An 18,630-nucleotide genomic window follows, 5' to 3' on the forward strand; every position below is an offset into this window, starting at 1 on the left:
TCTGACGAGCAGGCCGGCGCGCGCGAGCTGACTCACCAGCTTTTGCGCGGTCGGTCCCGGAATTCCCGTCTGCTCGGCCAGCATGCCCGCGTGAATGGGCACCGACCCGCACTGGCGGGCGGCGGCGCTCATCAGCACCACGGCATAATCGGCAAGGTTGGACAGGCGCATATAATTTTCCGTCGCAGTTGCGAACGATTCTTAACTGGAGTAAATCACTCCACTTATATAGGGGAAGCCTTGCCGCGGCGCAACCGACGGGCGCTATTCTCGCGCCAAGAAAAAAGGCACCCATCCGGCCAAAGCCAAATGAGTGCCAAGATGAAGGTCTCAAGTCCTCGTCAGAGGATGAGCTCTTCTGGGTCGCAGCGACGGATTATGCCCGACCCCTGATTCGTGATTGTATGAAAACGCCAAAACGACAAGGCGGCTGATTTTGGTGGTTAACGCGCGCGCTCAGGTTTCGGAGACGAGCGGGCTCACCCTGCCGGCAAGCTGCTTGCGGCCGCGGGTCGTCGCCTCGGTCAACGGGGTTGGTTTTGCGAGTTGCCCCGGCGTCGCCCCGGCGAAACGCTTCATCTCGCGGATCAGGTGGGACTGGTCGTAAAACGCATCGCCGAGTTGCGCGGAATCGAGCCCTTCGCCGCGCGCGAGCGCCGAGGCGGCGCGCACCGCACGGTACTTGCGGGCGAGCATGCGCGGCGACAGGCCATAATAATGTTTGGTCATCCGTTCGACCGAACGGATCGACATGCCGGTCGCCTCGACCAGTTCGGGAACCTGCGGGGAGGGTGTTTCGGTCAGCCACTGGTCAACGGTCCGCGTGAACCACACCGGCGCGGGCTGGTTCCTCTTCAGTATCTCCCGCGCGAAGTTGTTGATGATGACGAGGCGCTGATCGTTGCCGGGTGCGGCGATCAGCGCCGTGATCACGTCATCGACCCAGTCGCCGAACAGGCTGCCGGCGTCCATCGCCCGATCGGTCAGCTTGTCGGCATGGTCGCCCATCAAGGTTGCCCAGCCGACGGGGAGCAGGCCGAAGCCGAAGACGCGCAGCGCACCGCCCTTCACGACTGCGCGAACGCTGCCGCTCGTCGGCCCGAGGATCGTTGCGCGCCGCGCCGGGAATCGATGGCCGTCGGGGAAGATATATTCGCCTTCGGCCGCGCTCATCATCCGAAATTGCGGGCGGTCGGCGCGTTCATATTCGTCGAACAGCGGCGGGTCGATTCGCATGAAATAGAAACTCGACACCATATCCACCAGATCGGGATCGGGCGGAAAATAGTGGAGTTCGAACGGCGCACTGCCGTCCACGCCTGACGGCGAGGATGATGTTTGCGACATGGACCCAGACCTCGACAGCCTTTTTGGGTGGCTGCCTTCTTATGGAATCCGTCATTTGCCTTTCATCGGCGCGCGTCAAGCGACAATCGTCTATTCCTAACCTTTCTGCGTGGCGATCCACGCATCGACGCGACGTTCGAGCACATCGAGCGGCACCGGTCCCGATTCGAGCACCACGTCGTGGAAGGTGCGGAAATCGAACCGGTCGCCCAGCGCCGCTTGCGCGCGACCGCGCAGTTCCATGATCTTGAGCTTGCCGATCAGATAGGCCGTCGCCTGCCCCGGATAGACGATATAGCGTTCGATCGCCTTTTCGATATCGCCGTCGGGGTTGGGCGTATTGTCCTTCAGATACTGGATCGCCTGTTCGCGGCTCCAGCGCTTGTCGTGGATTCCGGTGTCGACGACCAGCCGGCACGCGCGCCAGAGTTCCATGCCGAGCCGGCCGAAATCGCTGTAGGGATCGGTGTAGAAGCCCATGTCCTTGCCGAGTTCCTCGGTATAGAGGCCCCAGCCCTCGGTGTAGGCGGTGAAACCGCCGAAGCGGCGGAACGGCGGCAGTCCCGTCAGTTCGGTCTGCACCGCGCGCTGGAGGTGGTGGCCGGGAACCCCCTCGTGATAGGCGAGCGCTTCCAGTTCGGTCTTCGACATGTCCCGAAGGTCGTAAAGATTGACATAGTAGGTGCCCGGCCGCGACCCGTCGGGCGACGGCGACTGATAGAAGGCCTTGCCCGCCGATTTCTCGCGGAACGCCTCGACCGCCTTCACCTGAAGATGCGCCTTGGGCAACGTGTTGAAGAAGGCAGGCAGCCGCGCCTCCATTGCCGTGATCCGGGTCGCGACGTCGGCGAGATACGCCTCGCGCGTCGTGTGGAAATATTGCGGGCTGGTGCGCAGGTGCGCAAAAAATTGCGGAAGCGTGCCCTTGAAGCCGACCTTGGTCATGATTGCTTTCATCTCGCCATGGATTCGCGCAACCTCGGCGAGACCGAGGTCGTGGATCTGCGTCGCGGTCATGTCGGTCGTCGTGTAATTCGCGAGCAGCGCCTCATAATAGGCTTTGCCGTCGGGCAGGCGCCACACGCCGTCCTGCGTGGGCGCGCTCGCCTGCTGGCGCTTCATCTCGGTGAGCAGCCGGCCATAGGCGGGACCCGCGCTCTCGTTCCACGCCGCCTTCGCCGATGCGACCAGCCGTGCCTTTTCTGCCGCGTCGATCTCGAGCTTGCCGACCTTCGCCGTAATATCCTCGATCACCGCATTGTCGGGTTTCCGGAGGTTGCCGATGTCGGAGATCAGATAGGCGTAGACCCATTTCGGTGGCTGGATTCCCGCCTTCGCGCGCTCCGCCGACTGTGCCGACAGCGTGTCGAGGACCGGGCCAAGGCCGCGTATGCGTTCGATATAAGCTTCGGCCTCGGCGGCACTGGCGACGCGGTGGATGTTGATCAGGAAGGCAGGCATCTGGCTCTGCGCGCCGTTCATCTGATCGAAGATATAGCCATGATCCCGGAACGGGAACAGCCGGTCGGCGCGCGCGGCCTGTGCGTTGAACAGTTCGAACGACAGCGCTTCGTCGGCGGTCAGCGTCTTGGGATCGAAGCTTTCGCGCATCGCGGCGGCGGTCGCCTGCTGCAGCTTGTGGCTCGCGACTTCGGCTTCGTCGCTCACATCGTTCCAGCGGCCGTAATCGCCGTCGCGAATGCCGCGATACGCCTTGCCCTGCGGGCTGAGCGAAAGTTGCGCCGCATCATAATTGTCGAAGAATTGCGCGAGGTTGGCGCCTGCGGGTGCGGCATCGGGAGCCGGGGTCGACGCGGCGGTGGCGGGCGCATCCTGTACTGCGGCGGGTGCGCAGCCCGCGACTGCGAGCAAGGCGAGCCCGGTGGACAGGCGAGCGATGATGCGAAGATGCGACACGATTTTCTCCCGGTTTTTCCGATGGTTTTGCTGGACGGCCAAATTGGTTGAGGCGGGGCTTGCCATAGGCCCCGGGCCGGCGCAATGGCATGCTCCATGTCGCTTTTCGCTTCCATGACCGACGCCGCCTATGCGCTCGTTCGCCCGATGATCCACGCGACCGACGGCGAGGCGGCGCATAATTTGACATTGAACGCACTTGCGCCGCTGCCGCGCGCGCGACACGCGCTGACCAGCCCTGCGCTCGCGACGACGCTTGCGGGGCTCGAATTCCCCAATCCCGTCGGCCTCGCACCGGGCTTCGACAAGGATGCGCGCGTCGCGCACGCCATGCCGCACTTCGGCTTCGGTTTCGTCGAGGTCGGAACGCTCACCCCGCTGCCGCAGGACGGCAATCCGCGTCCGCGGCTGTTCCGGCTCGTCGAGGACCAGGCGGTGATCAACCGCATGGGGTTCAACAACGGCGGGCAGGAAAAGGCGGCAGAGCGCATCACGTGCCTGCGCCGTTATGGCCTGCCGGTGCCGCTCGGCATCAATATCGGCGCGAACAAGGACAGCGCCGACCGCATCGACGATTATGCGAAGGGTACCGCCGCGATGGCGCCGCTCGCCGATTATCTGACCGTGAATATCAGTTCGCCGAACACGCCGGGCCTGCGCGCCTTGCAGGACAAGGGCGCGCTCGAAGCCTTGCTCGACGGGGTTGCCGCCGCGCAACCGACGGGCTCGGCGAAGCCGGTGTTTCTGAAGGTCGCGCCCGACCTGGAACCCGCCGACATCGACGACATCGTCGCGGTCGCGCTGGACAAGGGGCTGGCAGCGGTGATCGTGTCGAACACGACGATCGCGCGCCCCGCGCTCGCGTCGCGTCACGGCGGGGAGGCCGGCGGGCTTTCGGGTGCGCCGCTTGCCGCGCTGGCGCTCCAGCGGGTTCGCGATTTCCATGCTGCAAGCGGCGGCAAGCTGCCGCTGGTCGCGGCGGGCGGGATCGCCTCGGCTGAACAGGCGTGGGAGCGAATCCGCGCGGGAGCCAGCCTTGTGCAGATCTACTCGGCGATGGTCTATGAAGGTCCCGGCCTTGCAGGACGGATCGCGCACGGCCTTGAAAAGCTGGCGATCCGCGACGGCTTCGCGCGCGTTGCCGACGCTGTCGGGACAGCGCACTGACGGGGTTGCCTTGGCCCGAGGCGCGGGCCAATGTCGCGCCCATGTTGAAAAGATTCCTGCCGCTTGCTGCCCTCGTCACGCTCGTCCTTCCGTCGCTCGCAGCCGCGCAGGGGGTGACCTCGTCCGCCGATCCGCGCGCGACCGAAGCGGGGCGCGAGATATTGCATGAGGGCGGGACCGCCGCCGACGCGGCGGTGGCGATGGTGGCGGTGCTCACCTTGGTCGAACCGCAGTCGAGCGGCATCGGCGGCGGCGGTTTCATGCTCCACCATGATGCGAAAGACGGCAGCATCTCGACGATCGACGGCCGCGAAACGGCACCCGCCGCGGCAAAGCCCGATCGCTTCCTCGGGCCCGACGGCAAGCCGCGTGGCTATATGGACGTCATTCCGGGCGGGCTGTCGGTGGGTGTTCCGGGCAATATGCGCCTGATGGAAATGGCGCACAAAAAATGGGGCAAGCTCGAGTGGAAGGCGTTGCTCCAACCCGCGATCAAGCTTGCCGAGGAAGGCTTCGAAGTCACTCCGGCGCTGAACAACTGGCTGGTCCAGTTCGAACCGATGTGGAAGGAATTTCCGGCTCCCAGGTCGATCTACTATGTCGATGGCAAACCCGCTCCGGTCGGCACGCGGATCAAGAACCCGGCTTACGCCAAGCTGCTGCGCGACATTGCGGCGCGCGGTCCCGAAGCTTTCTATAGCGGCGCCAATGCTAGGGCGATCAGCGACGCCGTGGCAAAGGCGCCGCGCAACGTCGCACAACTGACCCTGAAGGATCTCGCCGGCTACAAGGCGAAGGAGCGTCCCGCGGTCTGCACCACCTATCGGATCTACAAGGTCTGCGGCATGGGGCCGCCTTCGTCAGGCGCGACGACGGTCTTCGGCATCCTCGGGATGATCGAAGGCTGGGACATGAAGGCGATGGGCAAGGATAATCCGATGAGCTGGCACCTGCTCTCGGAAGCGATGCAGCTCGCCTATGCTGATCGCGCCGCCTATCTGGGCGATGGCGATTTCATCGACGTGCCGGTCAAGGGTTTGCTCGACAAGGCGTATCTCGCCGAACGCCGCCAGCTGATCTCGCCCTTCGGCGCGGCGGGCCGCTACGACCCCGGTACGCCGCCGGGCGCGAAGCCGCGCGCCGCAGCGCCGCCGGTCGCAGAGCAGGGGACAACGCATTTCGTCACGGCCGACAAGGCGGGCAATGTCGTGTCGATGACGTCGACCGTCGAAAGCATCTTTGGCAGCCAGCTGATGGCCAATGGCTATTTTCTCAACAACGAGCTCACCGACTTCGACCTGGCGCCGACCAAGGATGGCGTACCGACCGCGAACCGGGTCGAGGCGGGCAAGCGTCCCCTGTCGTCGATGTCGCCGACTATCGTCTATGGACCTGACGGCAAGGTCGTGCTCGCGGTCGGCTCGGCGGGCGGAAAGCGCATCATCATGCATGTGACGAAGGTGCTCGTCGGCGTGCTCGACTGGGGCCTCGACGCGAAGCAGGCGATGGAGCTTCCCAACCTGTTCTTCGGGCAGGGCGGCGTGCTGATCGAGAATAATGAGGCAGGACAGGCGATCGCCGCGAAGATGAAACCTTTCGGTTACAGCTTCACCGCGACCAGCCTTGGTTCAAAGCTCAACGCGGTCGAGCGCACCGCCGAGGGCTGGCGCGGGGCGGCCGATCCACGCGGTCCCGGCAGCTCGTCGATTGACGGCGCGCCGGCACAGAATTGATCAACGATAACAGAACAGACGCAATGATATCTCCCTGGAGAGAGGCAGAATGAAGCTTGTGAACCCCCATCTCGACCATTTCCCGAGTCTGGTCGCGATGTTCTTCGACCGCGCAGCGCGCGGCGGCGAAGATCCCTTCCTGTGGCGCAAGGCCGACCGCGCCTGGCAGCCGCTGAGCTGGCGACAGGTCGCGAACCAGGTGTCGGCGCTCGCGCATAATCTGCGCGAACTGGGGCTGAAGGAAGGCGACCGGGTGGTGCTGGTCAGCGAGAACCGGCCCGAATGGTGCATCGCAGACCTTGGCATCATGGCTGCGGGTTGCATCACCGTGCCGACCTACACGACCAACACCGAGCGTGACCATCAGCACATCCTCGACAACAGCGCCGCCAAGGCGGTGATCGTGTCGACCGCAAAGCTCGCGCGCACGTTGATGCCCGCGGTGATGCGGTCCGAAGCGCATATCGTGATCAGCATGGAAAGCCTGCGCATCGGCCAGCAGGGCGAGGTTGCCGTCCACGACTGGGAACCGCTCGTTTCGGGTGGTGAGGCATATCTGGAAGAAACCAAAGCGCGCGCCGCGACGATGACGCGCGACGACACCGCGTGCCTCATCTACACCAGCGGCACGGGCGGCGCGCCGCGCGGGGTGATGCAGCATCATGGCGCGATCCTGCACAATGCGGCGGGTGCGGCCGAAGTGCTCGTCAGCGACTTCGGTATCGGCGACGAGGAGGTGTTCCTGTCGTTTCTGCCCTTGAGCCATGCCTATGAACATTCAGGCGGACAGTTCCTGCCGATCATGGTCGGCGCGCAAATCTATTACAGCGAGGGGCTGGAGAAACTCGTCTCGAACATCGAGGAAACGCGCCCCACGATCATGGTCGTCGTGCCGCGGCTGTTCGAGGTGATCCGCGCGCGGATGATCAAGTCGGTCGAAAAGCAGGGGAAGCTCGCGAACTGGATGCTGCGGCAGGCGCTACGCGTCGGCGAGAAGGATTATGAGCGCCGCATGGGTGTGCTCGATCGGCCGGTCGACCTTATCCTCGACAAATTGTTCCGACCCAAGATCGGCAAGCGTTTCGGTGGCCGGATGAAAGCGCTCGTGTCGGGCGGTGCGCCGCTCAATCCCGAAATCGGCGTCTTCTTTCATTCGATCGGGCTGACGCTGCTGCAGGGCTATGGCCAGACCGAGGCAGGCCCGGTGATCAGCTGCAACCGCCCGAGCGCGGGGATCAAGATGGATACCGTCGGTCCGCCGCTGATGAACACCGAGGTCAGGATTGCCGACGACGGCGAGATACTGGTGCGCGGCGAACTTGTCATGAAAGGCTATTGGCGCAACAAGGCCGAAACCGACCGCGTGCTGGTTGATGGATGGCTCCACACCGGTGACATCGGCCATATCGACGACAAGGGCCGCATCGTCATCACCGATCGCAAGAAGGACCTGATCGTCAACGACAAGGGCGACAATGTCTCGCCGCAGCGCGTCGAGGGTATGCTGACGCTTCAGCCCGAAATCCTGCAGGCGATGGTCTATGGCGACAAGCGACCGCATATCGTCGGCATATTGGTTCCCGACCCCGAATGGATGACCGAATGGGCCGAAGCCGAGGGGCTTCCCAAGGATCTTTGCCGGCTGCGCGAGCACGAGAAATTCCGTGCCGCGGTTCGTGCCGCAGTCGACCGCGTCAATGGCCAGCTTTCGGTGATCGAAAAAGTCCGCAAATTCGACTTCGCCGACGAGCCCTTCACGATCGAGAACGAGCAGATGACGCCCTCGATGAAGATCCGGCGGCATATCCTGAAACAGGTTTACGAGGACAAGATCGCGGCCTTGTATAAAGGATAATCCGTCGCGATTTGAGCATTAGCAGGCGGGGGTGCGACCCGAAGAGCTCGGCGCAAACCGGACCCCGCCTGCGACTGAACCTTGGCTCAGCCTTTGTCCCCCGCCGGTTTGCGATAGGGGACGAACTCGCCGAAAACGCATGTCGGGCCGCGGATGCCGCTCGACCGGTCGACCAGATGGAAAAAGTCGCCGCTGCACGTCGACGAACCGAACTGGCGCACGACCATGATGTCGCTGTCGCGCGCGAGGCCGGGGCAGCTGCTCCTGAGGTCATTGCGGTAAACGAGGTTGCCGCTCGACCGATAGAGAAGAATGCTGTCCGACACACGGATCGTGTCGTTGCTGCGATAATTGGGCAGGCACTTGACCGGTTCGCCGGGAACCTTGCCCGCGAGCTGCTTGTCGAGGCGTTCCGCCTGCTTCGGGGTGAGCGCGGCAGCGCCCGGTTCGGCGGTTCCCGCGGGCGCGCAGCTTGCGACCAGCGGTACAGCCGCGGTCAACAGCATGGCAGCCATCGGGTTCAGCTTCGCCATGAATTTGCTCCTCGAGATTGGCCGTTCTGGCCCTGGCAGATGAATGGGTGCTGAAGCGGCATTATGCCGCATCTTTCAGCGCACGGATACGGCCAAGTTCGGCCGCGCTTGGCGCGCGCAAGAAGGGATTAGTTGCGCGTTCCTCGCCGATACTTGTCGGTACTGTCGCTTCACCCGCGCCGCGCGCCGCCTCGACTGCGGCGAGCCGCGCGGCGAGCGCTTCGTTATCGGGATCGACCGTCACCGCGAACCGCGCGTTCGACAACGTATATTCGTGCGCGCAATAGACGCGGGTCGCATCGTCGAGTGCGCCGAGCTTCTGCATGTTGGCGAACATCTGTTCGGCCGTGCCTTCGAACAGGCGGCCGCAACCCATCGCGAACATCGTATCGCCGACGAAGATCGCGGCGTCGTTGCTGAAATGATAGGCGATATGGCCGGCGGTGTGCGCCGGCACGTCCCAGACCTCGGCGACATGACTGCCGAGGCGGATCTGATCGCCGCCCTTCACCTGCACGTCGAGCGTCGGAATACGCGCATATTCGGCCGCGGGGCCGGTGATCGTGCAGCCGGTGGCGTCCTTGATCGCGGCATTGCCGCCGGTGTGATCGGGGTGCCAGTGGGTGTTCCAGATATCGGTGATCGTCCAGCCGCGCTCGGCCGCTGCGGCGAGCACCGGATCGGCGACCGCGGGGTCGACCACCATCGTCGCCCGGCTTTCGGGGTCATGGACCAGCCAGACATAATTGTCGCTGAGAACGGGAATGCGGACGATGTCCAGCGCAGCCATGATATCTCCTTTCCAGCGCCTCGCTCCCTTCAAGACGGAGCGACGGCGCCGGGGCCTTGGTTCGCCTGTTCAGGTCAGAAGGGCGTCATAGCCCCGCTCGTTGAACTCGATCAGGCAGAATCCGTTGCCGAAGGGATCGGCGAACATTGCTTGTCTGCCATAGGGCAGGTCCGATGTCTCGCCCTCTTGCACCGCCCCCGCAGCAATTGCCTGCTGGATCGCGTCATCAAGGTCATCGACGGAAAAGTCGGGATGCACCGGCGTCCAGTGCCGGTTGTAGCGGCGAAAGTCGCCACCCGCGGGGCCGATCGTCGACCCCGCGGGCCTGGCGATCAGATAGATGGGCGCCTCGCACCCGGTCAGTTCAACGATATCGTCGTCGAACCGCCGGGAAGCGGTCAGGCCGAGGGCATTTGTATAGAAGCGCTCGCCAGCAGCGAGGTCGGGCACGTCGATATTGATCAACAGGCCCGGCATCGCGGGGTTCCTACCAGGCGCCGGTGTTGGGCATCGATGCCCAGGGTTCCTGCGGCGGCAGATGGCCTTCCTGCAGCAATTCGACCGAAATGCCGTCGGGCGAGCGCACGAACGCCATATGACCGTCGCGCGGCGGGCGGTTGATCGTCACCCCGGCATCCATCAGCCGCTGGCAGGTCGCATAGATATTGTCGACGCGATAGGCGAGGTGGCCGAAATTTCGGCCGCCCGAATATTCCTCGGCCGCGCTGCCATCGGCGGGCGGCCAGTTATAGGTCAGCTCGACCTCGGCGACGCCGCCCTGTCCGGGGGCGGCAAGAAAGATCAGCGTATAGCGGCCCTTTTCGTCGTCGAAACGGCGCGTTTCCTCGAGCCCGATCAGCTTGAAGAAGGTGACGGTGGCGTCGGGATCCGACACGCGGATCATCGTGTGAAGATATTTTGTCATGGCGCCATATTAGGCGCGAAGGGCCCGCTCTTCAAACGCTTCGAACAGGAATAGGAATTCGTCGGGCACCGGGGCCGGTGCGCCCTGCGCCTCGGCAACATGGACATTGATGAGCTGTCCGCTCGCGCGCAGGTCGTCCTTGCCCGTGCCGTGGAGTTCGAACAGGAAGGTCATCGAGCTTTTGCCGACGCGCGACGCGCGCACGCAAATGTCGATCTGCTCGTCGAGCAGGATCGGGGCCTTGTAATCGACCTCGGCGCGCGCGACGTGGAATTCGGGGCTGTCGCGGAGCGGCCAGCGTTCGTAGACGCCCGCGGCGCGCCAATATTCGGTGATGCCGATGTCGAAATATTCGAGATAGCGGCTGTTGAACACGACCGCCTGCGCGTCGATCTCGGCATAGCGGACGCGCTTGGTCACGTGGAAACGAAAGTCGCTGCGGGCCATGGAAATCCTCTGGTTTGTCGCGAGGCGCGCGACGGTGTCTAATTTGTCGCGATACGCGCGACGGTGTCGATCAGCAGCGCGATGTCGGTATCGCGCGACAGACGGTGGTCGCCGCCCTTCACCAGCGTCACCTGCACATCATCACTGGCGAGCGCGGCCGACAGGCGCAGGCTGATATCGGGCGGAACGTCGCCGTCCTCCTCGCCGTGGAGCAGGCGGACGGGGCAGGCGAGCGGGATTTCGCTGTCGAGCAACAGGTTCGCTTCGCCCGACTGGAAGAATCCGCGCGTCGTCATATAGGGCTGGTCGCTGTAGGGCGTTTCCTCGATCAGAGCGCCTTCGGCAAGGATGATCGCCTTTTCTGCGGGCGTGAAACCCCAGTCGGTGAAATCGGGCGCCGCAGCGATCCCGACAAGCCCCGCGACGCGGGCCGGCCCGTCGCGCCGGACGAGTGCGAGCGCGGTGAGAAGCATCAGCCAGCCGCCCATCGACGATCCGACGATGACGACCGGCCCCTCGACCTTTGCGTCGATCAGGTCGAGCACGTCGCCGCGCCAGTCGAGCAAGGTCTGGTCGGCAAACAGGCCGTCCGACAGGCCGCATCCGGCATAATCGAGCAGCAGGCAGGCATGGCCTTCGGCGGCGGCCCAATCGAACAGCGCGGTCGCCTTGCCGCCCGCCATGTCGGACATATAGCCGGGCAGGAAAAGGACCGTCGGACCCATGCCCGGCGTATGGCGACAGGCGAGCCGCGGGCGGCCCGTGCGTTCGAGATAATCGGGGGCGGCGTCCACCGGGATCAGATGACCCAGTCGATCGTGCTCATCTGCATCACGGCCTGCCCCTTGGCGCGCCTTTGTTCGACCATGATATGATTGAGCCGCTTGATCGTGTCGCTGCCGGTGGTGATGCACCAGCCCGGAACGACCGCATGGACCAGTGCGCAGAGGCCGCCATAGATCATCGTCACGCCGAATTTCGACGCGACGCCGAAATGCTCGACGTAATTCTCATCGACGCTCTTCGGGTGGTCGACGAACAGGCGCTTGAGCGACTTGATCATGGGGGGAAGGCTCCTTTCCGGCTGTCGTCGCCCTAGCGGGAGACCGTATCTCCCGCAAGGTCGGCTCGCCGTTCCGGGCCGATTATGCATCCCTGAGGAAAATATCCTCGATCGACAGGCCGAACAGGTCGGCGATGCGAAAGGCGAGGGGCAGCGACGGGTCATATTTGCCTGTTTCGATCGCATTGACCGACTGGCGCGACACTTCGAGCCGCTCGGCGAGGTCGCCCTGGCTCCAGTCGCGCTCGGCGCGCAGCACCTTGAGACGGTTCTTCACGCCTCGCGCACCTTGTTGACCAGTTGGCCGATGCCCAGCCCCATCGCCCATATCGGCACCAGCACCCACATCGGCACATGAGGCGCGACGCCAAAGGTCGTCAGAAATCCCCAGAATGTTCCGGTCGCGAGCAGCAATCCCGTCGCCACGAGCGCTGCGTTGACGGTGCGTACACGGAGATATTCGTCGCTCTCTTCGGTGACATAGCGTGCCATCGCCCAGATCATTCCGAAAGTGCCGAATGTCGGCAGGAGCGACAGCATCGCGGCAACCGGTTTCGAAACCGTCTGATCGACGAACAGCGCGACGGCGACCAGAAAGCCGATCACATAGGCAAAGGAGGCGGCGAGCATCCGCCGGTTATAGCGTGCCGCCGCGGGCGAAGCTGAACCGGCCGCACGCTGCATCCGTTCGGATGCGCGCACCAGCGGGATCAGCAACAACATCGGGACGAGCATCACCGCCATGCCCCACGGCGGCTGGACGAAATCGGTGAACAGCAGCGCGCCGGTACCGGACATCCCGACCATGAAAGCGGCTGACCAGAGGAAGGTGGCGCGTTTTGTGGAGGAAGTTGCTCTGGTCATGTCAAGTCTCCTTGCGAATCAGTAAAGGAAAGTTGACATAATCAGCGCAACCGAGTCAAGTTTCATTGACATTACCGACAGGCGCCTTCGTCACCCCGGACCTGATCCGGGGGCCACTTCGCTTGTGAAGAATATCAGACGGTCGCGACGCCGGGACTTAACCCACCAACCGGCTCGGCCAGCCGATCCGCACCAGCGTTTCGTCGGGGTCCGACAGCGCGAACTCGTACATGCCCCACGGCTTGTGCGTCGGCGCCTTTTCGCGTTCGAGAATCGCGTCGCGCAATCTCTCGGCCAGTTCCGCGACGCGCTCGGTATAGAGGTACAGCCCGAACGGGTTCTGCCCGGGCACCAGCCATCCCTCGGGCGACTCGTTCGTCAGGTGCAACTGCCACCCCTTGCCGTCTTCGAGCAGGCGATAGCTGCCATAATCGCCGACGACGGACAGGCCGAGCTTTTTATAGAAAGCGGTGCTGGCATCGAGATCGGTGCACGGCAGGATCGCGGCGATGCTGTGGGGCGGCGGAACGTCGGTCATCCCGGCAGCTTATGCCCGCCGCTGCGATGACGCCAGCGCCAGTTGACGACATGCGCTGCGGCAAGGACGAGCGCTCCCGCCGAGGTCAGTACGCGGTCGGCCGCCTCGGGATTGGCGGCGGCGATCCATCCTTCGTGCGCCGACAGGCCGAGTGCAAGCAGGCCAAGCCCGACAACGGCGAACAGGGCGGGCGCCATTCGCCGATGCCGGCTCCAACCGTCCCGCATCGCGATCGTCGCTGCAGGCAGCGCGAGCAACAGGATCGCCGCGTGAATCCCCTCGGGCAGCGCAATCCAGCGGCCGAAGGCGGGGGCGAGCAGGATGGCGAGCGGCAGCGCGAGGCAATGGACGAGGCAGGTCAGCGACAGGGTGATCCCCGTCAGGTCGGCAAGGCGCGGGCGCGCGGCGGGGAGGCACATGGGATGTCTTTCGCGGAAGGGGTATCGCATGCCAGATAATGATACAACATATCATTTCAACCCCCGATTGCGAATCCGCCCCTTGCCGCCCATATCGCATGCTGGCAAAGGGGCGCAGTTTTGGTGCCTTTTCCGGGCGCCGACCCCACCGCCAGAAAGGCCGATTTTTCGATGTCCCAGATGATCCGTGTCACCCTTCCCGATGGCTCTGCCCGTGAAGTCGTGCGCGGCACTACCGCGGCACAGATCGCGGCCGACATCGGACCCGGCCTCGCCAAGGCTGCGCTCGCTGCCAAGATCGACGGCGAGCTGCGCGACATCATGCGCCCGCTGGAGGAAGATACGAACCTGTCGCTGGTGACGGGCCGCGACGAGGCCGACGCGCTCGAACTCTTCCGCCACGACTATGCGCACGTCCTCGCCGAGGCGGTGCAGAACCTGTTCCCGGGCACGCAGATCACCTTTGGCCCGTCGACGGGCGACGGCTTCTACTACGACTTTGCGCCGACCGCCGAGCATGGCCCGTTCCGCGACGACGAACTGCCGCTGATCGAGGAGGAGATGCGCAAGATCATCGCCGCCGACCTGCCGCTGACGCGCGAGGTTTGGGACCGCGACAGGCTGATCGCCAAATGGGCGGCCGAGGGCGAGACGTTCAAGGCCGAATGGGCGGCCGAACTGCCGCAGGGCGAGGAACTCACCGTCTATCGCAGCGGCGGTCAGAGCGGGGAGGGGGGCTGGATGGACATGTGCCGCGGGCCTCACCTGGCCTCGACCGGCAAGCTCGACCCCGCCGCGTTCAAGCTGACGCGCGTTTCGGGCGCCTATTGGCGCGGTGACCAGAAGAATGCGCAGCTTTCGCGCATCTATGGCACCGGCTGGCTCAACAAGAAGCAGCTCGCCGAACATCTCGTCCGGCTGGAGGAGGCCGCGAAGCGCGACCACCGCAAGATCGGCCGCGAGATGGACCTGTTCCATCTGCAGGAGGAGGCGCACGGCAGCGTCTTCTGGCACCCCAAGGGTTACCGGATCTACCGCGAGCTCGAGGCCTATATGCGCCGCGCGATCGACGGCTCGGGCTATCAGGAGGTCAAGACCCCGCAGGTGATGGACGCGCGCCAGTGGGAGCAATCGGGCCACTGGGGCAAATATCGCGAGAATATGTTCGTGATCCCCGACGAGGTGCCGAACATCGAGGACGAAGGTCCGATCGTCTCGGACGACGCCGAATGGATGGCGCTCAAGCCGATGAACTGCCCCGCGCACGTCCTGATCTTCCGTCAGGGGATGAAGTCGTATCGCGACCTGCCGCTGCGCATGGCCGAAATGGGCTGCTGCCACCGCAACGAGCCGCACGGTGCGCTGCACGGTATCATGCGCGTGCGCCAGTTCACGCAGGACGACGGCCATATCTTCTGCCGCGAAGACCAGATCGTCGAGGAAGTGCGCGATTTCTGCGCGCTGCTCGACCGCGTCTACAAGCAGCTCGGCTTCGAGAAATATGCGGTGAAGCTCGCGCTGCGCCCCGACATGCGCTTCGGCACCGAGGAAATGTGGGACAAGGCCGAGGCCGAGCTTCGCGAAGCCGTCGAGCGCGCGGGCATGGCGAACGACGATTATGGCTGGGAAGAACTGCCGGGCGAGGGGGCTTTCTATGCGCCCAAGCTCGAATTCCACCTGACCGACGCGATCGGCCGGACGTGGCAGTGCGGGACGATCCAGTCCGACCGCGTGATGCCCGAACGCCTCGACGCGAGCTACATCGGCGAGGATGGCGAGCGCCACCGCCCGGTGATGCTCCACCGCGCGATCCTTGGTACTTACGAACGCTTCATCGGCATCCTGATCGAGCATTTCGCGGGCCGCTTCCCGACCTGGCTCGCGCCGGTGCAGGCGGTGGTCGCGACGATCGTCAGCGACGCGAACGCTTACGCCAAGGACGCGGTGGCCCAGCTCACCGCGGCGGGCATCCGCGCAGACATCGACGTCCGCAACGAGAAGATCAACTACAAGGTCCGCGAACACAGCCTCGCCAAGGTTCCCTACCTGCTCGTGGTGGGCAATCGCGAGGCCGAGGAAGGCACTGTCGCGATCCGCACCCTCGGGCAGGACGGCCAGCGTATCATGCCGCTCGCCGAGGCGATCGCGATGCTGAAGGGTGAGGCGACCCCGCCCGACCTCCGCAGTTGATCGCGGCAGAGAAGCGTCGCCCGCGCCGGTGGCTCCGCTGGCTGTCGTTGCTGGCGCTCGCCGGTGCGGCGCTTCTCGCCAAGGGCTATTGGAATGCGACGCGCGATCCGGTGATCCGGTCGGCGACCGTGGAGATCGTCGACTGGCCCGCGGGGCAGGCGCCGCTCAAGCTTCTCCTGCTATCCGACATTCACGTCGCCGGTCCCGACATGCCGCCCGAACGGCTCGCCCGGATTGTCGGCGAACTCAACCGGCTGAAGCCCGACCTCATCCTGATCGCGGGCGACCTCGTCAGCGAAAAGCGCAGCGCGACGCATATCTATACCGCGGCTGAAGTCGTCGCGCCGCTCGGGGGACTTCGCGCCCCGCTTGGCGTCATCGTCGCGCCGGGCAATCACGACCATTGGTTCAAACCTGACGCGCTGCGCGGCGAACTCGAGAAACGCGGGCTTCGCGTGCTGCAGAATGAAGCGGTCAAGCTCGGCCCGCTGATCGTCGGCGGCGTCGACGATGATTATTCGGGGCATGACGATGTACCGGAAACCTTCGCCGCGATGGATCGGCTCGGGCCTGGCGTGTCGTTGCTCGTGACGCATAGCCCGGACATCGTCCCCGACCTGCCGCGACCCGTCGCCGCGGTCTTCGCCGGCCATACCCATTGCGGCCAGATCCGTTTCCCCTTCATCGGTGCGCTGACCTATGTGTCGCGTTACGGCGACCGCTTTGCGTGCGGCGCGATCGACGACGAGGGGCAACGCGTTTTCGTCGGCGCCGGGCTCGGGACCAGCCTGTTGCCACTTCGTTTCAACACCCCGCCAGATGCGTGGCTGATCACTCTCGCACCGAAAGCCGCTTCCCGATGACCAGCCTCCAGAACCTCGTCGGCCTCGCGCCGCTCACGATTGCCGGGGCGGCGGCGATGACCTTTGGTGCTGCCTATGTGCGAGGGCTGACGGGGTTCGGCATGGCGATTATCCTCGTGCCTTTGCTCGGGCTGATCATCGCGCCGGGCGAGGCGGTGGTGCTCGGGATCCTGCTGCAATTGCTGATCGGGCCGGTGGGAATCCGGATCATCATGGCGGACGCCGACCGCGCGACGGCCGTGCCTATCGCGCTGCTCGCGATGGCGACGACGCCGATCGGCATGGTCGCGCTTCATGCGACCACACCCGACGTCGCGCGGCTGCTGATCACCCTCGTGGCGGTCGGGGCGTTCGTCGCGGTGCTGTTGCCCAAGCAGCCCGAAGGACATCGGCCCGGGCGCGCCGCAGTCGCGGGGACGGGAATCGCATCGGGCATCCTCACCGGTTTTGCCGCGATGCCGGGGCCGCCGGTTGTACCCTTTTATCTCCGTCGTCACCTCGAACCCAAGGTCGCGCGCGCTTCGATGCTGCTGATCTTCTTTGCAACCGCGATCGCGGGGACGCTCGCCGCGCTCTGGGTGGGGATTGCAACCTGGCGGCTCTTCCTGCTCGCCGTCCTTCTTTTCCTGCCGATGTGGTTCGGTAATTATTTCGGTGCGCGCGCCTTTGGGCGCGTACCGCCGCATATCTGGCAGGCCATGGTTGCGGTGGTGCTTGGCATCGCAGCGATATCGGCGGTCATACGCCTTTTGAACTAGAGACTGCGGAGCGCCTGCGCCGGTTTCGCCGAGAGCAAGGGCCAGCTTCCCGCAATCCCGATCACGAACGACAGCCCCGCCCCGCCGAGCAGCGTCAGCCCGACGATCAGCGGATCGGGCGCGAAGTCGAATTCGAATAGCTGCGTCACGACATACCAGGCGCCCGCGAGGCCGAGTCCCAGCGCGAGCACAGCAAGAATGCCCGCGAGCACCGCATATTCCATGCCCTGCGCGCCCAGAATCTGTCCGCGCGTCGCGCCGAGCAGCTTCAGGATCACGCTGTCGTAGACGCGTCGTTCGCGGCTCGCCGCGATCGCGCCGATCAGCACCGCGATGCCGGCGAGGATCGCAATGCTCGCCGCAGCCGCGATCGCCTGGCTCATCTGCGTGAGCAGCGTCGTGACCTGCGACACAACGTCGCGCACCGCGATCAGCGACGCCGAGGGGAAGGCGCGCGGGATGCTGCGCGACAGGGCTGCCTCGGCCTGCGGCCCCACCGCGACCGTTGCGACCATATTGTGCGGTGCGGCGTCGAAGGTGCCGGGCGAGAAGACGAGCACGTAGTTGAGCCCGAAATTGTCCCAATTGACGGTGCGCAGCGACGCGACCTTCGCCTGCACCTCGACCCCCAGCACATTGACAGACAGCGTGTCGCCGATCTTGAGGCCCAGCGATGCGGCGACCTCCTGCTCGACGCTGACGAGCGGCGGGCCCCTGTAGTCGGCCGCCCACCATTGACCGCCGACGAGTTCGCTGCCGCTCGGCAGCACCGGGCTGTAAGTCAGTCCGCGGTCGCCGCGCAGCACCCACGCGCCCTCAGGCAATTCGGCGAGCTCGTCGACGCGCTGGCCGGCAAATTCGGTGACGCTGCCGCGCAGCGCGGGGATCATGTTGATCCCGGCCCTGGGATCTGCCCCGGTCACCATCGTCCGGAAGCGCGCGGTTTCGGTGCGCGGCACGTCGAGCACGAAGAAGCTGGGCGCGCGTTGCGGCACCGTCGAGCGGATCTCGGCGGTGATGCTCGTCTGGATCGCTGCGAGGGTGACGAACAGCGTCAGTCCCAGCCCGAGTGCGACGACCAGCGCGCCGGTCGCGGCGCCCGGACGGTGCAGGTTTGCGAGCGCAAGGCGGAACAATGGACGCCGGGGCCGCGGCAGTCGGCTCGCGGTGCGGCGCACCAGCCAGCCCAGCCCGACAAGAATCAGCAGCAGCCCGATCGCC

General features: G+C 64.9%; 21 protein-coding genes. 6 read left to right on the forward strand and 15 right to left on the reverse strand.

Annotation, left to right across the window (positions count from 1 at the left end; translation table 11 throughout):
* From VN047_RS05870 to VN047_RS05880, 3 genes are all read right to left on the reverse strand, one after another.
* Positions 1 to 171 (reverse strand): helix-turn-helix domain-containing protein (locus VN047_RS05870; RefSeq protein WP_325541038.1); only part of this gene is annotated, 171 nt, incomplete at its 3' end.
* Between the two features lie 285 nt (positions 172 to 456).
* Entirely contained in the window at positions 457 to 1,347 is an 891-nt protein-coding gene (locus tag VN047_RS05875) for a helix-turn-helix domain-containing protein (protein ID WP_325540997.1), read from the reverse strand.
* A 96-nt stretch (positions 1,348 to 1,443) separates the two neighbouring features.
* Positions 1,444 to 3,264, reverse strand: a complete 1,821-nt coding sequence (locus VN047_RS05880; RefSeq protein ID WP_325540999.1) for a DUF885 domain-containing protein — start codon at positions 3,262 to 3,264, stop codon at positions 1,444 to 1,446.
* 96 nt (positions 3,265 to 3,360) lie between these two features.
* Here VN047_RS05880 and VN047_RS05885 point away from each other — a divergent pair, with 96 nt between their 5' ends.
* From VN047_RS05885 to VN047_RS05895, 3 genes are read left to right on the forward strand one after another with little or no spacing between them, the layout of a single operon-like run.
* Positions 3,361 to 4,431: a quinone-dependent dihydroorotate dehydrogenase gene (locus tag VN047_RS05885; RefSeq protein WP_325541001.1), complete on the forward strand. Its 1,071-nt coding sequence runs from the start codon at positions 3,361 to 3,363 to the stop codon at positions 4,429 to 4,431.
* Positions 4,432 to 4,472: 41 nt separating this feature from the next.
* Positions 4,473 to 6,164, forward strand: coding sequence for a gamma-glutamyltransferase (ggt, locus tag VN047_RS05890; protein WP_325541003.1), 1,692 nt, complete (start codon positions 4,473 to 4,475; stop codon positions 6,162 to 6,164).
* A gap of 49 nt (positions 6,165 to 6,213) precedes the next feature.
* Positions 6,214 to 8,019, forward strand: coding sequence for an AMP-dependent synthetase/ligase (locus VN047_RS05895; protein WP_325541005.1), 1,806 nt, complete (start codon positions 6,214 to 6,216; stop codon positions 8,017 to 8,019).
* Positions 8,020 to 8,105: 86 nt separating this feature from the next.
* Here VN047_RS05895 and VN047_RS05900 read toward each other — a convergent pair whose 3' ends face one another.
* The 11 genes from VN047_RS05900 to VN047_RS05950 all read right to left on the reverse strand — a co-directional run bounded on the left by VN047_RS05900 (position 8,106) and on the right by VN047_RS05950 (position 13,598).
* Positions 8,106 to 8,552 (reverse strand): hypothetical protein, encoded by a 447-nt coding sequence (locus VN047_RS05900; protein ID WP_325541007.1) that lies wholly within the window; start codon positions 8,550 to 8,552, stop codon positions 8,106 to 8,108.
* Between the two features lie 61 nt (positions 8,553 to 8,613).
* Positions 8,614 to 9,342 (reverse strand): hydroxyacylglutathione hydrolase, encoded by a 729-nt coding sequence (gene gloB, locus VN047_RS05905; protein ID WP_325541009.1) that lies wholly within the window; start codon positions 9,340 to 9,342, stop codon positions 8,614 to 8,616.
* Between the two features lie 69 nt (positions 9,343 to 9,411).
* Positions 9,412 to 9,819 (reverse strand): VOC family protein, encoded by a 408-nt coding sequence (locus VN047_RS05910; protein WP_325541011.1) that lies wholly within the window; start codon positions 9,817 to 9,819, stop codon positions 9,412 to 9,414.
* Positions 9,820 to 9,829: 10 nt separating this feature from the next.
* Positions 9,830 to 10,267 carry a VOC family protein gene (locus tag VN047_RS05915; protein ID WP_325541013.1) on the reverse strand — a complete coding sequence of 146 codons (438 nt, stop codon included), beginning with the start codon at positions 10,265 to 10,267 and terminating at the stop codon, positions 9,830 to 9,832.
* A 9-nt stretch (positions 10,268 to 10,276) separates the two neighbouring features.
* Entirely contained in the window at positions 10,277 to 10,714 is a 438-nt protein-coding gene (locus tag VN047_RS05920) for a thioesterase family protein (protein ID WP_325541015.1), read from the reverse strand.
* A 38-nt stretch (positions 10,715 to 10,752) separates the two neighbouring features.
* Positions 10,753 to 11,517: an alpha/beta hydrolase gene (locus tag VN047_RS05925; protein WP_325541040.1), complete on the reverse strand. Its 765-nt coding sequence runs from the start codon at positions 11,515 to 11,517 to the stop codon at positions 10,753 to 10,755.
* Complete coding sequence (locus VN047_RS05930; RefSeq protein WP_325541017.1) at positions 11,514 to 11,777, reverse strand: DUF6356 family protein; 264 nt, start codon at positions 11,775 to 11,777, stop codon at positions 11,514 to 11,516. The genes VN047_RS05925 and VN047_RS05930 overlap by 4 nt, the downstream gene beginning before the upstream one ends.
* An 82-nt stretch (positions 11,778 to 11,859) precedes the next feature.
* On the reverse strand, positions 11,860 to 12,054 hold the full coding sequence (locus VN047_RS05935; protein ID WP_325541019.1) for a helix-turn-helix transcriptional regulator: 195 nt from the start codon (positions 12,052 to 12,054) through the stop codon (positions 11,860 to 11,862).
* Entirely contained in the window at positions 12,051 to 12,641 is a 591-nt protein-coding gene (locus VN047_RS05940) for a hypothetical protein (protein ID WP_325541021.1), read from the reverse strand. The genes VN047_RS05935 and VN047_RS05940 overlap by 4 nt, the downstream gene beginning before the upstream one ends.
* Before the next feature lie 157 nt (positions 12,642 to 12,798).
* Entirely contained in the window at positions 12,799 to 13,179 is a 381-nt protein-coding gene (locus VN047_RS05945; RefSeq protein WP_325541024.1) for a VOC family protein, read from the reverse strand.
* Positions 13,176 to 13,598, reverse strand: a complete 423-nt coding sequence (locus VN047_RS05950; RefSeq protein WP_325541027.1) for a MerC domain-containing protein — start codon at positions 13,596 to 13,598, stop codon at positions 13,176 to 13,178. The genes VN047_RS05945 and VN047_RS05950 overlap by 4 nt, the downstream gene beginning before the upstream one ends.
* Before the next feature lie 171 nt (positions 13,599 to 13,769).
* Here VN047_RS05950 and thrS point away from each other — a divergent pair, with 171 nt between their 5' ends.
* Genes thrS through VN047_RS05965 form a run of 3 tightly spaced genes read left to right on the forward strand, consistent with a single transcriptional unit; the run spans position 13,770 to position 17,409 of the window.
* Positions 13,770 to 15,788 (forward strand): threonine--tRNA ligase, encoded by a 2,019-nt coding sequence (gene thrS / locus VN047_RS05955; RefSeq protein ID WP_325541030.1) that lies wholly within the window; start codon positions 13,770 to 13,772, stop codon positions 15,786 to 15,788.
* Complete coding sequence (locus VN047_RS05960) at positions 15,785 to 16,651, forward strand: metallophosphoesterase (RefSeq protein WP_325541032.1); 867 nt, start codon at positions 15,785 to 15,787, stop codon at positions 16,649 to 16,651. The genes thrS and VN047_RS05960 overlap by 4 nt, the downstream gene beginning before the upstream one ends.
* Positions 16,648 to 17,409 (forward strand): sulfite exporter TauE/SafE family protein, encoded by a 762-nt coding sequence (locus tag VN047_RS05965; protein ID WP_325541034.1) that lies wholly within the window; start codon positions 16,648 to 16,650, stop codon positions 17,407 to 17,409. The genes VN047_RS05960 and VN047_RS05965 overlap by 4 nt, the downstream gene beginning before the upstream one ends.
* Here the strand turns inward: VN047_RS05965 and VN047_RS05970 are convergent.
* A partial coding sequence (locus VN047_RS05970) for an ABC transporter permease (protein ID WP_325541036.1) occupies positions 17,406 to 18,630 on the reverse strand: 1,225 nt, incomplete at its 5' end. The genes VN047_RS05965 and VN047_RS05970 overlap by 4 nt on opposite strands.

Source organism: Sphingopyxis sp. (genome assembly GCF_035565275.1).
Classification (GTDB): Bacteria; Pseudomonadota; Alphaproteobacteria; order Sphingomonadales; family Sphingomonadaceae; genus Sphingopyxis.

Coding starts and splice junctions, on each gene's coding strand:
- gloB (WP_325541009.1), bottom strand. CDS start 9,342: ATGGCTGCGCTGGACATCGTCCGCATTCCCGTTCTCAGCGACAATTAT.
- VN047_RS05920 (WP_325541015.1), bottom strand. CDS start 10,714: ATGGCCCGCAGCGACTTTCGTTTCCACGTGACCAAGCGCGTCCGCTAT.
- ggt (WP_325541003.1), top strand. CDS start 4,473: ATGTTGAAAAGATTCCTGCCGCTTGCTGCCCTCGTCACGCTCGTCCTT.
- VN047_RS05945 (WP_325541024.1), bottom strand. CDS start 13,179: ATGACCGACGTTCCGCCGCCCCACAGCATCGCCGCGATCCTGCCGTGC.
- VN047_RS05900 (WP_325541007.1), bottom strand. CDS start 8,552: ATGGCGAAGCTGAACCCGATGGCTGCCATGCTGTTGACCGCGGCTGTA.
- VN047_RS05950 (WP_325541027.1), bottom strand. CDS start 13,598: ATGTGCCTCCCCGCCGCGCGCCCGCGCCTTGCCGACCTGACGGGGATC.
- VN047_RS05940 (WP_325541021.1), bottom strand. CDS start 12,641: ATGACCAGAGCAACTTCCTCCACAAAACGCGCCACCTTCCTCTGGTCA.
- VN047_RS05965 (WP_325541034.1), top strand. CDS start 16,648: ATGACCAGCCTCCAGAACCTCGTCGGCCTCGCGCCGCTCACGATTGCC.
- VN047_RS05875 (WP_325540997.1), bottom strand. CDS start 1,347: ATGTCGCAAACATCATCCTCGCCGTCAGGCGTGGACGGCAGTGCGCCG.
- VN047_RS05910 (WP_325541011.1), bottom strand. CDS start 9,819: ATGCCGGGCCTGTTGATCAATATCGACGTGCCCGACCTCGCTGCTGGC.
- VN047_RS05885 (WP_325541001.1), top strand. CDS start 3,361: ATGTCGCTTTTCGCTTCCATGACCGACGCCGCCTATGCGCTCGTTCGC.
- VN047_RS05915 (WP_325541013.1), bottom strand. CDS start 10,267: ATGACAAAATATCTTCACACGATGATCCGCGTGTCGGATCCCGACGCC.
- thrS (WP_325541030.1), top strand. CDS start 13,770: ATGTCCCAGATGATCCGTGTCACCCTTCCCGATGGCTCTGCCCGTGAA.
- VN047_RS05930 (WP_325541017.1), bottom strand. CDS start 11,777: ATGATCAAGTCGCTCAAGCGCCTGTTCGTCGACCACCCGAAGAGCGTC.
- VN047_RS05895 (WP_325541005.1), top strand. CDS start 6,214: ATGAAGCTTGTGAACCCCCATCTCGACCATTTCCCGAGTCTGGTCGCG.